This window comes from Salmonella sp. NW38 (genome assembly GCF_051807745.1).
Taxonomy (GTDB): Bacteria; Pseudomonadota; Gammaproteobacteria; order Enterobacterales; family Enterobacteriaceae; genus Salmonella; species Salmonella enterica.
On sequence record NZ_JAMMTO010000002.1, the window covers coordinates 220,102 to 233,302 of the forward strand.

12 protein-coding genes are annotated in these 13,201 nt (G+C 54.6%); 8 read left to right on the top strand and 4 right to left on the bottom strand.

The window, feature by feature from the left end; all coding sequences use genetic code 11:
• The first annotated feature begins 77 nt into the window (after positions 1–77).
• Positions 78–1,310, top strand: a complete 1,233-nt coding sequence (gene nadR / locus NA624_RS04875; RefSeq protein ID WP_000093829.1) for a multifunctional transcriptional regulator/nicotinamide-nucleotide adenylyltransferase/ribosylnicotinamide kinase NadR — start codon at positions 78–80, stop codon at positions 1,308–1,310.
• A 117-nt stretch (positions 1,311–1,427) separates the two neighbouring features.
• On the opposite strand, the gene ettA is transcribed toward nadR, so the two are convergent.
• Entirely contained in the window at positions 1,428–3,095 is a 1,668-nt protein-coding gene (ettA, locus tag NA624_RS04880; RefSeq protein ID WP_000046770.1) for an energy-dependent translational throttle protein EttA, read from the bottom strand.
• A 175-nt stretch (positions 3,096–3,270) separates the two neighbouring features.
• Here ettA and sltY point away from each other — a divergent pair, with 175 nt between their 5' ends.
• Positions 3,271–5,241, top strand: a complete 1,971-nt coding sequence (sltY, locus tag NA624_RS04885) for a murein transglycosylase (RefSeq protein ID WP_155580949.1) — start codon at positions 3,271–3,273, stop codon at positions 5,239–5,241.
• A gap of 57 nt (positions 5,242–5,298) precedes the next feature.
• Entirely contained in the window at positions 5,299–5,625 is a 327-nt protein-coding gene (gene trpR / locus NA624_RS04890; RefSeq protein ID WP_000192003.1) for a trp operon repressor, read from the top strand.
• A 101-nt stretch (positions 5,626–5,726) separates the two neighbouring features.
• Here trpR and yjjX read toward each other — a convergent pair whose 3' ends face one another.
• A complete protein-coding gene (yjjX, locus tag NA624_RS04895; RefSeq protein ID WP_000554311.1) occupies positions 5,727–6,242 on the bottom strand; it encodes an inosine/xanthosine triphosphatase in 516 nt (171 codons plus the stop codon).
• A 48-nt stretch (positions 6,243–6,290) separates the two neighbouring features.
• On the opposite strand from yjjX, the gene gpmB reads away from it, so the two are divergent.
• The gene (gpmB, locus tag NA624_RS04900; RefSeq protein WP_000942363.1) at positions 6,291–6,938 is read left to right on the top strand and encodes a 2,3-diphosphoglycerate-dependent phosphoglycerate mutase GpmB; all 648 of its coding nucleotides are present in this window, start codon (positions 6,291–6,293) and stop codon (positions 6,936–6,938) included.
• On the opposite strand, the gene robA is transcribed toward gpmB, so the two are convergent.
• Positions 6,935–7,804, bottom strand: coding sequence for an MDR efflux pump AcrAB transcriptional activator RobA (gene robA, locus NA624_RS04905; protein WP_000371685.1), 870 nt, complete (start codon positions 7,802–7,804; stop codon positions 6,935–6,937). The genes gpmB and robA overlap by 4 nt on opposite strands.
• Positions 7,805–8,015: 211 nt before the next feature.
• Between robA and creA the strand changes: the two genes are divergently transcribed.
• Genes creA through creD form a run of 4 tightly spaced genes read left to right on the top strand, consistent with a single transcriptional unit; the run spans position 8,016 to position 12,022 of the window.
• Positions 8,016–8,489 (top strand): protein CreA, encoded by a 474-nt coding sequence (gene creA / locus NA624_RS04910; RefSeq protein WP_000875812.1) that lies wholly within the window; start codon positions 8,016–8,018, stop codon positions 8,487–8,489.
• A 12-nt stretch (positions 8,490–8,501) separates the two neighbouring features.
• Positions 8,502–9,191, top strand: coding sequence for a two-component system response regulator CreB (gene creB / locus NA624_RS04915; RefSeq protein ID WP_001187046.1), 690 nt, complete (start codon positions 8,502–8,504; stop codon positions 9,189–9,191).
• A complete protein-coding gene (creC, locus tag NA624_RS04920) occupies positions 9,191–10,615 on the top strand; it encodes a two-component system sensor histidine kinase CreC (protein ID WP_001219511.1) in 1,425 nt (474 codons plus the stop codon). The genes creB and creC overlap by 1 nt, the downstream gene beginning before the upstream one ends.
• A gap of 57 nt (positions 10,616–10,672) precedes the next feature.
• Entirely contained in the window at positions 10,673–12,022 is a 1,350-nt protein-coding gene (gene creD / locus NA624_RS04925; RefSeq protein WP_000920388.1) for a cell envelope integrity protein CreD, read from the top strand.
• Between the two features lie 57 nt (positions 12,023–12,079).
• Here creD and sthE read toward each other — a convergent pair whose 3' ends face one another.
• Complete coding sequence (gene sthE, locus NA624_RS04930) at positions 12,080–13,165, bottom strand: fimbrial major subunit SthE (RefSeq protein WP_001253774.1); 1,086 nt, start codon at positions 13,163–13,165, stop codon at positions 12,080–12,082.
• Positions 13,166–13,201 lie beyond the last annotated feature (36 nt).

Here is a 13,201-nt window from a genome sequence, read left to right on the forward strand (position 1 = left end):
TACGGATTGATGTTGTAGGCCTGATAAGCGAAGCGCCATCAGGCAGTGTTATGCGATTTTTCCAGCAGGAGGCTCTTGTGTCATCGTTCGACTATCTCAAAACCGCGATTAAGCAGCAAGGTTGCACTCTGCAACAGGTGGCTGACGCCAGCGGTATGACCAAGGGGTATCTGAGTCAGTTACTTAACGCCAAAATCAAAAGCCCCAGCGCGCAAAAACTGGAGGCGCTACACCGTTTTCTCGGGCTGGAGTTTCCCCGCCGACAGAAAAACATTGGCGTGGTGTTCGGTAAATTTTATCCATTGCATACCGGACACATCTACTTGATCCAGCGCGCCTGTAGCCAGGTGGATGAGCTGCACATCATTATGGGATATGACGATACGCGCGACCGCGGGCTGTTTGAGGATAGCGCCATGTCGCAGCAGCCCACCGTGTCGGATCGCCTGCGCTGGTTATTGCAAACCTTCAAATACCAAAAAAATATTCGCATCCACGCCTTTAATGAAGAGGGGATGGAGCCTTATCCGCATGGCTGGGACGTCTGGAGCAACGGCATTAAAGCGTTTATGGCAGAGAAGGGAATACAGCCGAGCTGGATCTACACTTCCGAAGAGGCTGATGCGCCGCAGTATCTTGAGCATTTAGGGATTGAGACGGTGCTGGTCGATCCTGAACGCACGTTTATGAATATCAGCGGGGCGCAAATCCGCGAAAATCCGTTTCGTTACTGGGAATATATTCCTACCGAAGTGAAGCCGTTTTTCGTGCGTACCGTCGCTATACTGGGCGGGGAATCAAGCGGCAAGTCTACGCTGGTCAATAAGCTCGCCAATATTTTTAATACCACCAGCGCCTGGGAATATGGCCGCGACTATGTCTTTTCGCATCTGGGCGGCGATGAGATGGCGTTACAGTATTCCGATTACGATAAAATCGCGCTGGGTCATGCACAATATATTGATTTTGCAGTGAAATATGCGAATAAAGTGGCGTTTATCGATACCGATTTCGTCACCACCCAGGCATTTTGCAAAAAATACGAAGGGCGCGAGCATCCCTTTGTCCAGGCGCTGATCGACGAGTATCGCTTCGACCTGGTGATTTTGCTGGAGAATAATACGCCGTGGGTAGCTGACGGACTGCGAAGTCTGGGCAGTTCAGTGGATCGCAAAGCGTTCCAGAACCTGCTGGTCGAGATGCTGAAAGAGAACAACATTGAGTTCGTTCACGTTAAAGAGGCTGATTACGATGGCCGCTTTTTGCGCTGTGTGGAACTGGTGAAAGAGATGATGGGCGAGCAGGGATAAGAACCAATGCCTGATGCGACGCTTACCGCGTCTTATCAGGCCTACAGTTTCACAACGTACTGGAATCGCTGGGTTTGTAGGCCGGGTAAGCGCAAGCGCCACCCGGCATTCAGACATTTATTTGGCAATACGCTTGTACTTGATACGCTTCGGCTCCAGCGCCTCGGCGCCCAGCGTGCGTTTCTTGTACTCTTCGTATTCGGTAAAGTTACCTTCGAAGAATTCCACCTTACCTTCATCCTGATAATCCAGAATGTGGGTGGCGATACGGTCAAGGAACCAACGGTCGTGCGAGATAACCATCGCGCAGCCAGGGAACTCCAGCAGGGCGTTTTCCAGCGCGCGCAGGGTTTCGATATCCAGGTCGTTCGTCGGTTCGTCGAGCAGCAGGACGTTGCCGCCCACCTGCAGCAGCTTCGCCAGGTGCAAACGACCGCGCTCACCGCCGGACAGTTCGCCAACGCGTTTGCCCTGATCGACGCCTTTGAAGTTGAAGCGGCCTACATAGGCGCGGCTTGGCATTTCAGTGTTGCCGATCTTCATGATATCCAGCCCGCCGGACACTTCTTCCCAGACGGTTTTGCTGTTGTCCATCGCGTCGCGGAACTGATCGACCGAGGCCAGCTTGACGGTTTCACCCAGCGTAATGGTGCCGCTATCAGGCTGCTCCTGACCGGACATCATGCGGAACAGGGTCGATTTACCCGCGCCGTTTGGCCCGATGATCCCGACGATAGCGCCTTTCGGCACCGAGAAGCTCAGGTCATCGATCAGTACGCGGTCGCCGTAGGATTTACGCAGGTTGCTGACTTCAATGACTTTGTCGCCCAGACGCGGTCCTGGTGGAATAAACAGTTCGTTGGTTTCGTTACGTTTCTGATACTCAACGCTGTTCAGTTCTTCAAAGCGAGCCAGACGCGCCTTACCTTTCGACTGACGGCCTTTCGCGCCCTGACGCACCCACTCCAGCTCTTTCTCAATGGATTTACGGCGCGCCGCTTCGGCAGACGCTTCCTGCGCCAGACGCTGATCTTTCTGCTCCAGCCAGGAGGAGTAGTTGCCTTCCCACGGAATACCTTCGCCGCGGTCAAGTTCCAGAATCCAACCGGCGACGTTATCGAGGAAGTAACGGTCGTGGGTAATCGCCACGACGGTGCCTTCGAAGTCGTGCAGGAAACGTTCCAGCCACGCAACAGATTCGGCATCCAGGTGGTTGGTGGGTTCGTCGAGCAGCAGCATATCCGGCTTTTCCAGCAACAGACGGCACAGCGCCACGCGACGGCGCTCGCCGCCGGACAGTTTTTCGACTTTGGCATCCCAGTCCGGCAGACGCAGAGCGTCAGCTGCGCGCTCAAGCTGCACGTTCAGGTTATGACCGTCGTGCGCCTGGATAATCTCTTCAAGCCGGCCCTGCTCTGCGGCCAGCTTGTCGAAGTCGGCATCCGGATCGGCATACAGCGCGTACACTTCATCCAGACGTTTGAGGGCGTTAACCACTTCCGAAACGGCCTCTTCAATCGACTCGCGTACCGTGTGTTCCGGGTTTAGCTGAGGTTCCTGCGGCAGGTAGCCAATCTTAATGCCGGGCTGCGGGCGCGCTTCGCCCTCGATATCTTTATCGAGACCCGCCATGATGCGCAGCAGGGTAGACTTACCGGCGCCGTTAAGGCCCAGCACGCCGATTTTGGCGCCAGGGAAGAAGCTCAGCGAGATGTTTTTCAGAATATGACGTTTCGGCGGAACCACTTTGCCGACACGATGCATGGTATAAACGAATTGAGCCACGTTGGACTTCGCCTCTATGTTTATCGTGATGGTGAATAGATTTCAAAGGCGAAGTGTAGCCTTTTTCCCTGCCTAAGCCCAGCCAGCAGATCGCACTCGCAATAAAAGTAAAAAAGTGTCCGTAACGTGGCGCAAATGGCTATGACTGGTTAGCATAAATTCATTACGCGGCATGATGCTGCATTGGATAACAATTGAGGAAGTGCTTGTGGATAGAGCCAAACCATTTGTCTGGCGTCTCGTCGCCGCCAGCGTATGCCTGCTGACCTTTTGTCACCTCGCGCGGGCCGACTCACTGGAAGAGCAGCGTAACCGCTATGCGCAGATTAAGCAGGCCTGGGACAACCGCCAGATGGATGTGGTAGAGCAGATGATGCCGGGTTTGAAAGATTATCCGCTCTACCCGTATCTGGAATACCGTAAGATCACCGACGATTTGATGAACCAACCGGCGATTGCCGTCACGCAGTTTGTGCGCGCCAATCCAACGCTTCCGCCTGCGCGTACGCTGCAATCGCGCTTCGTCAATGAGCTGGCGCGTCGTGAAGACTGGCGCGGCTTGCTGGCGTTTAGCCCGGAGAAACCCGGCACCACGGAAGCGCAATGTAACTATTACTACGCGAAATGGAGTACCGGGCAAACGGAAGCGGCCTGGCAGGGCGCGAAAGACCTTTGGCTGACCGGCAAAAGCCAGCCGAATGCCTGCGATAAACTGTTCAGCGTCTGGCGGGCCTCCGGCAAGCAAGACCCGTTGGCGTACCTGGAACGTATTCGGCTGGCGATGAAAGCCGGGAATACGGGGCTGGTTACGGTACTGGCCGGACAGATGCCGGCGGAATATCAAACGATCGCCTCAGCGATCATTACCCTGGCTAATGACCCTAATAACGTGTTGACCTTCGCACGCACCACTGGCGCCACCGATTTTACCCGCCAGATGGCGGAAGTCGCGTTTGCCAGCGTCGCCCGCCAGGACGCGGAAAATGCGCGTCTGATGATCCCCTCGCTGGTACAGGCGCAGAAACTTAATGAGGAACAAACGCAGGCGCTGCGCGATATCGTTGCCTGGCGACTGATGGGCAACGATGTGACCGATGCGCAGGCGAAATGGCGCGATGACGCGATTATGCGCTCGCAATCGACGTCGCTTATCGAGCGGCGCGTGCGTATGGCGCTGGGGATGGGCGATCGTCGCGGTCTCAATACCTGGCTTGCCCGCCTGCCGATGGAGGCGAAAGAGAAAGACGAGTGGCGTTACTGGCAGGCGGATTTATTGCTGGAGCGCGGTCGTGACGCCGAAGCGAAAGAGATCCTTCATGCTTTAATGCAGAAGCGCGGTTTTTATCCGATGGTCGCGGCGCAGCGTTTAGGCGAAGAGTACACGCTTAAAATCGATAAAGCGCCCGCCAACGTAAACAGCGCGTTGACGCAGGGGCCGGAGATGGCGCGTGTACGGGAGCTGATGTACTGGAACCTGGATAACACGGCGCGCAGCGAATGGGCGAATCTGGTAAAAAGCCGTAGTAAATCTGAACAGGCGCAGCTGGCGCGCTATGCGTTTAACCAGCACTGGTGGGATCTGAGCGTACAGGCGACGATCGCCGGAAAACTGTGGGATCATCTGGAGGAGCGTTTCCCGCTGGCGTATAACGATCTTTTTACCCGCTATACCCGCGGAAAAGATATCTCACAAAGCTATGCCATGGCGATTGCCCGCCAGGAGAGCGCCTGGAACCCGAAAGTAAAATCGCCGGTAGGGGCCAGCGGCTTAATGCAGATTATGCCGGGAACGGCCACCCATACGGTGAAAATGTTTTCGATTCCGGACTACCGCGGCCCCGGCCAACTGCTGGAGCCGGAGACCAACATCAACATTGGCACCAGCTATTTGCAGTATGTCTATCAGCAGTTTGGTAATAACCGTATTTTCGCCTCGGCGGCGTATAACGCCGGGCCGGGGCGCGTGCGCACCTGGCTGGGCAATAGCGCCGGGCGTATCGATGCCGTAGCGTTTGTCGAAAGCATTCCCTTTTCGGAAACGCGCGGCTACGTGAAAAACGTTCTGGCCTATGACGCTTACTATCGCCACTTTATGGGGCAGAAAGAGGCCTTAATGAGCGACTCTGAGTGGCAGCGGCGGTATTAATGCAGACGGGTTATGTTATCATTTGTACTCGTGTAACAGTACAAACGGCGGTATAACATGACCCAGCATTCCCCTTATTCATCGGCTATCGCCGAACAACGTAATCAGGAGTGGCTTCGTTTTGTGGAGTTACTCCGTCAGGCATATGCAGAGGATCTGCATCTGCCTTTATTACAACTGATGCTTACGCCGGACGAGCGTGAAGCGCTGGGAACGCGCGTGCGCATTATTGAGGAGTTGCTGCGTGGCGAAATGAGCCAGCGCGAGTTGAAAACCGAGCTGGGGGCGGGCATCGCCACCATCACGCGCGGGTCAAACAGCCTGAAATCCGCGCCGGTTGAACTGCGTCATTGGCTTGAGAATGTACTGCTGAAAAACGCCTGATTTGCTCGTAGGCCGGATAAGGCGAAGCGGCCATCCGGCAACATCGCCGCGAAATGCCTGATGGCGCTGTGCTTATCAGGCCTACAACATAGCGCAAATAATTATCGATACACCGCGTTATGAAACGGGCTTAACGCCAGGATCACCGCCTGGTAGTAAACGCTGGAGCGCGTTAATTTTCCGGCGGTAAATACGCCAATGGCGCCCTCTTTGCGACCAATCTCGTCAATACCTGTGTACTGCGACATCACTGGGCCAAGCGCTTCCCCCTGGCGGACTCTGTCGAGAATGACGGCGGGCAACGGCAGCGTGGCCGATCGCGCTTCACCGCGCTGAACGCCGTTATCAATCACCACCCAACTGAAGGTGGCGTCATCGTCAATTCCGGCTTCAATGGCTACCCAGAAATCAGCTTGTGGATGCAGGCGTCGCGCATTATCCACGCGATTTCGTGCGCCAGCACGCGTTTCCTCGCTTCCGAAGGGCTGCTCCGGTACGCCGCTCTCGACGGCGACGGGCGTAATATGGCACGATCCTTCGCCGAAAATCTCTTCAAATGCCTGTAGAATTGCCTGAATTTTGGCAGGATTGGTGGTCGCAGAGATAACCTGGTGCATAATTAAGCTCAGTTTTAAAAATTTATCGCAGTATAACGGAAAAAAAACATGTTACAGGTATACCTTGTTCGCCACGGTGAAACGCAGTGGAACGCCGAGCGACGTATTCAGGGCCAATCGGACAGTCCCCTGACAGCAAAAGGCGAGCAGCAGGCCATGCAGGTAGGAGAACGCGCCCGCAGCCTCGGCATCACCCATATCATCAGCAGCGATTTAGGCCGCACAAAACGCACGGCGGAGATTATCGCCCAGGCGTGCGGGTGTGATATCACCTTTGACTCCCGCCTGCGCGAGCTGGATATGGGCGTGCTGGAAAAGCGCCAGATCGATTCGCTGACGGAAGAAGAAGAGGGCTGGCGTCGTCAGTTAGTCAACGGCACGCAGGATGGCCGCATTCCCGGCGGGGAATCGATGCAGGAGTTGAGCGATCGCGTTCATGCCGCGCTGGCGTCCTGTCTGGAGCTACCGCAGGGCAGCCGACCTTTATTGGTCAGTCACGGTATCGCGTTGGGCTGTCTGGTCAGTACTATACTGGGACTACCCGCCTGGGCGGAACGCCGGTTACGTTTGCGCAACTGCTCTATTTCCCGCATCGATTACCAGGAAAGTCAGTGGCTGGCGTCTGGGTGGGTGGTAGAAACCGCAGGGGACGTTTCGCATCTGGACGCCCCTGCATTGGATGAGCTACAGCGTTAACGGCGAATCGGGATCAGAAATTCGCAGCGCAGGTTGATAGGGCGATCGCCGGTTTTGGTATCTTCTGACGGGTAGTATCGCTCTATATCCTGCCCTTTACGACGGGTCAGATTCAGCATTGGCATACAGGTGCCGTAAACGGTCAGGATAAAATCCTGCACGCCGGTTCCTAACCCTTCATAGGTGAACATGACGTATTCACCGCCCTGCAACAGCACAGGATGCGCCGACTGAACATAGCCATCGGCCTGCTCTTGCGGCAGTGCGGTGGTATAGAATACTTCCTGCTCATCGTCTTTCTCCATGCTGGGGCGCGTTTCATTAAGCCCATAAAGCACTGGCGGAATAGTTGGCGAATGACCGAGGAAATCATGCCAGAATTGTACGCGCATTTCGTGGCGGAAGTCGGAAATCTGTTCCAGCGAGCAGGAATAGCTCTGCGTGACGCCAAGGAGCGGCGTATCTTCCAGCGTAACGAACTGATGTTCCGGCACGGTAAACTCGCCCAGCCGTAATGGCGGGCGAATGCCAAAGGCGCTCCATTCCGAGGAGCGACGATACAGAGCTGGCGTCTGGGAAAACTGTTTCTTAAAGGCGCGCGTAAAGGTTTGCTGAGAATCGAAGCGGTACTGAAGAGCAATATCCAGAATTGGACGCGCGGTCAAACGCAGCGCCACTGCTGATTTCGATAAACGACGGGCGCGGATGTAAGCGCCAATGGCGTGGCCCGTCACGTCCTTAAACATTCTCTGCAGGTGCCACTTGGAATAGCCTGCTTTTGCCGCCACATTGTCAAGTGACAGCGGCTGATCCAGATGACCTTCCAGCCAGATTAACAGGTCGCGAATTATGCCAGCCTGATCCATAAAATATCCCCATCCTTTCAACAACGAGCACCCGATATCAGGTAAGAGGATAATAGCATTTTTTGTTCTTTTAGCATTCAGTGTTTTTTTTGAGCTTAAATGCTTTTTTTAGGCAACGTGACAAGTAATTATTCTAATCCTGTGATCTATAACCATTTTATTTTAGAATGTCTAATAATTACGCAATGTAACTTTTATGAATGGTAACAATATGAAATACAAGAGCTTAGTACTTTTCTCAATTTTGTTGCTGCTGGGGCAGAGCGCCCGCGCGGAACAAATTGGTTCAGTCGATACGGTATTTAAAATGTTCGGTCCTGACCATAAAATCGTGGTAGAAGCTTTTGACGATCCTGATGTCAAAAACGTGACGTGCTATGTTAGCCGGGCGAAAACGGGTGGCATAAAAGGCGGATTGGGGCTGGCGGAAGATACGTCTGACGCCGCCATCTCTTGCCAGCAGGTCGGGCCTATTGAACTGAGCGACAAAATTAAGAGCGGCAAGGCGCAGGGAGAGGTGGTTTTCAAAAAACGCACCTCATTGATATTTAAGTCATTGCAGGTCGTGCGTTTCTATGATGAGAAACGCAACACGCTGGCGTATCTGGCCTATTCCGACAAAGTGGTCGACGGGTCGCCGAAGAACGCCATCAGCGCGGTGCCGGTCATGCCGTGGCGACAATAACAGGGAAAGAGTATGCAGCAACCGCAGGTCTGGTTAGTCGAGGATGAACAGGGAATCGCCGATACGCTCATCTACACCCTGCAACTGGAAGGGTTTACCGTTGAGCTATTCGCTCGCGGGCTGCCCGCGCTGGAAAAAGCGCGTCAGCAACGGCCGGATGCGGTGATTCTCGATGTGGGACTACCGGATATCAGCGGCTTTGAGCTGTGTCGGCAGTTGCTGGAACGCCATCCTGCGCTGCCGATTCTTTTCCTGACTGCCCGTAGCGATGAAGTGGATCGATTGCTTGGTCTGGAGATCGGTGCAGATGATTATGTCGCCAAGCCGTTCTCGCCGCGCGAAGTGAGCGCCCGCGTGCGCACGCTGCTGCGCCGGGTGAAAAAGTTTGCTGCGCCGTCGCCGGTGGTGCGTACCGGACATTTTGAACTCAATGAACCGGCGGCGCAGATCGCCTGGTTTGGTACGCCTCTCTCGCTGACGCGTTATGAGTTTCTGCTCCTTAAAACCCTGCTGCTGTCGCCGGAGCGCGTGTACTCGCGCCAGCAATTGATGGATATTGTCTGGTCTGATGCCCAGGAGACCTTCGATCGGACGGTCGATACACACATCAAAACCCTGCGCGCTAAACTACGCGCGATCAACCCGGATCTCTCGCCAATTAACACGCATCGTGGAATGGGATACAGCCTGAGGAGCGTCTGATGCGCATCGGAATGCGTTTGCTACTGGGCTACTTTCTTATTGTTGCCGTCGCCGCCGTGTTTGTGCTGTCTATCTTCGTTCAGGAGATAAAGCCGGGCGTCCGCCGCGCGACGGAAGGGGCGCTGATTGACACCGCGACGCTGCTGGCGGCGCTGGCCCGCGACGATCTCCTTTCCGGCAACCCGACTGACGGCCAGTTGGCGAAAGCATTCGCCCAACTGCAACATCGCCCGTTTCGCGCCAATATCAGCGGGATCGTCAAAGTGCGTAATGAATACCATGTCTACATGACGGATGCGCAGGGGAAGGTGTTGTTTGATTCGGAAAACAAAGCGGTGGGGCAGGATTATTCTCGCTGGAATGACGTCTGGCTTACGCTGCGCGGACAGTATGGCGCCCGCAGCACGGCAAAAGATGCTGCCGATCCCAATAGCACCGTGATGTACGTAGCCGCGCCGATAATCAGCGATGGACGGATTATCGGCGTCCTGTCTGTCGGTAAACCGAATGCGGCAATGGCGCCGGTGATTAAGCGCAGCGAACGGCGCATTCTGTGGGCCAGCGCCGTTTTACTGGGAATTGCGCTGGCAATTGGCGCGGGGATGGTCTGGTGGATTAACCGCTCCATCGCCCGGTTGACGCGCTATGCGGATTCTGTCACCGAAAACCGCCCGCTTGCGTTACCTGCATTAGGCAGCAGCGAGCTGCGTAAACTGGCGCAGGCGCTGGAGAGTATGCGCATTAAGCTGGAAGGCAAGAATGAGATTGAGCAGTACGTGTATGCGTTGACTCATGAGCTGAAAAGTCCGCTGGCGGCGATACGCGGCGCGGCGGAGATTCTGCGTGAAGGACCGCCCGCGGATGTGGTTACCCGCTTTACAGAGAATATACTGGCGCAAAATACGCGAATGCAGGCGCTGGTAGAAACCCTGCTGCGCCAGGCGCGGCTGGAAAACCGACAGGATATCCCTCTCGCGCCGGTTGCTGTTGATGAGCTATTTACGCAGCTTAGCGAGGCGCGCAGTATTCAGTTGGCGGCAAAAAATATCACCCTTACTCTACGGCCTTCCTCGCTGGTTGTCGTCGCCGACTCGGAGCTTCTGGCGCAGGCGCTGGGCAATGTGTTGGACAATGCCATCGACTTTACGCCTGAAAATGGCGTTATCACATTAAGCGCTCAGCCGATGGGGGAGAAAGCGATCCTGCAGGTGACGGATTCCGGCTGTGGTATTCCTGATTTTGCGCTGCCGCGCATTTTCGACCGGTTCTATTCGTTGCCCCGTGAAAATGGACGTAAAAGCAGCGGGCTTGGGCTGGCGTTTGTCAGCGAGGCGGCGCGACTCCTCAACGGTGAGGTGACGTTGTGCAATCGTCCCGAAGGCGGCGTGCTGGCCTCGTTGACACTTCACCGTCACTTCACATAACTTCAAATTCTCTCCACATCGCGTTCTTACACTGCTGGCATTGCAAAGGAGAACGCTATGTTGAAATCCCCCCTGTTGTGGAAAATGATTACGTTAGGCGGCGCCATGATCCTGCTGTTAATTCCCCTGATGATGGTACGGCACACCATCGTGGAACGTGCTGATTATCGAAGCCATGTAGAAGCCGCTATTCGTCAGAGTACCAGCGGCCCGCAAAAGGTTGTCGGCCCGCTGGTGGCGGTTCCGGTGACAGAGCTCTATACCGTGCTGGAAGAGGAGAAAGAGGTCCAGTATAAGCGCAGCTATCTCTATTTTTGGCTGCCAGAGTCGCTATTGGTTGAAGGCAATCAAAACGTTGAAGCGCGAAAAATAGGTATTTATCAGGGGCAGGTGTGGCATACCGATATGGCGATAAAGGCAGAGTTTGATGTGGCCCGTCTGCATGAGCTGAACAGACCGAACATTACCCTTGGAAAGCCCTTTATCGTCGTAGGCGTCGGCGATGCGCGCGGTATCAGCGCAGTAAAAGCGCCGCAGGTGAATGGTGAAACGCTCACTGTAGAACCGGGGACCGGCTTACCGGAAAGTAGAGAGGGCATTCATATCCCGCTGCCGGACAGTCAGTGGGCGACGCGCAACCTGACGTTGGCGATGTCGCTAAATTTAAGCGGAACCGGCAGCTTTTCACTGGTTCCCGTCGGGCGTAGCAGTGAAATGACCCTGACCAGCAACTGGTCGCACCCAAATTTTGTGGGGGATTTTCTTCCCGGTAAACGCGAAATCAGCGGTTCAGGATTTCAGGCCCAGTGGCAAACCAGCCGGTTTGCCACGAATCTCGGCGAACGGTTTGCTGATGCGCAAAAGGTAGATTGGGACAACTTACCGGCGTTTAGCGTCGCTGTATCGACGCCAGCCGATCAGTATCAACTGACGGACAGAGCGACGAAATATGCCATTTTGTTGATTACGCTAACGTTTATGGCTTTCTTTGTCTTCGAAACCCTGACGGGACAGCGGTTACACCCGATGCAGTATCTGCTGGTGGGGTTATCGCTGGTGATGTTCTACCTGCTGTTGCTGGCACTGTCGGAACATATCGGTTTCACGCCAGCCTGGATCGCCGCAAGCCTGGTGGGCGCGTTGATGAATAGCGTTTATTTGCAGGCGGTGCTGAAAGGATGGCGCAATAGCGTGCTGTTTACGTTAGCGTTATTGGCGCTGGATGGCGTGATGTGGGGATTGCTGCGTTCGGAAGATAGCTCGTTGCTTCTGGGTACCGGCGTTCTGCTACTGGCGCTTGGCGGCGTGATGTTCCTGACGCGCCATCTGGACTGGTATTCGCTCTCTTGTCAGCAACGTAAGTCATTACCGCCAGTAAAAGATGACGAATTACGTTTGTGGAAATAAATCTAACGGGCGCGCGCGTTAACGTTTTCCCGCGCAGCGCCAGAAACTGTGATGCCGTTAGTTATAGGTCAGGTTTAATGTTGCCGTGGCATTCGCTTGCCCGGCCGTTACCGTGGCGGCGGTTTTATAGTAGTGCGCGCTAATTTTCAGGGTGGTGGACATATTCATGGTTCCGCCGTTAACCGTCTGGCTGCCATCGGCATTGGTAGTAATCGTGTGAGTAAAGAGATCAATTTTTTGATTGATTGGCAAACTGTCGGTAAAGAAACCGGCGTCCGGCGCCTGAATACCCAACTGTACGCCAACGCCGGTTGCGCTGGTTGGCGCGCTTGCATTGCTCAACTGGATGACTGAATTATCAGGATTGTTTCCGCTGGCCGGTTGGGCGCTTAACGATGCGGAAATGGCGGTGCCTTGTTCGCAGGTCAATAAGATATCCTGCTCGCCTGTGCCCGCGGTTTGACTGTTAGCGAAACTGCCTAAATTGACGCTGCCTAAATCCACGGTGATGGCAGGTGTTTCTACCCGACATCCCATCGCTTTCATAATCAATTGCGTATTCCCCAAATACAGATGGGTCAGGATATCGCCGCCGGAGTCTTCTGTTGCGCTATCGCGAAAAGATACGCGCGCCAGTGGACTTTGGAATGTCGCGGTACCGGAGGTGATCGGACCGCCTAAGGCGACCAGTTCAACATTGTAGGCGGGAGCCATCGCATGGTGTGTTTTATTGCCATCGCCATTATGGTAGGTATTATCGATTGGCATGACATTATCGTAAGGGCCAGCATTCGTTTGGGTTTTAATCGCAATGCCCACGCCGGAAATCCCGGTGCTAAATACCGGCGTGTTGTTCCCGTCATTCGCATTGATTGTCGCCGATGTATTTGACTGCGCGCTACCGGGTTCATATAAAAAACCGACCTTATAATCGCGACTACAGCCATCCATTGTGACTTCGGAGGTGGAAACCCAGCCCGATTGCCACAACACTTCGCCTGCGGTATAGGCGTGGCTATCCACCACAAGCTGCGACGGCGGGGTGATAGTGATCGCGCCTTCATTACCGGAACGTTTACAGGAGGCGTAACCATGACTGGAATACGCGAACAGCAGAATAAGCGCCAGATATAACCTTCTCATGAAAAATTCCTGCTTTTATACCAGGTGAAATAGAAA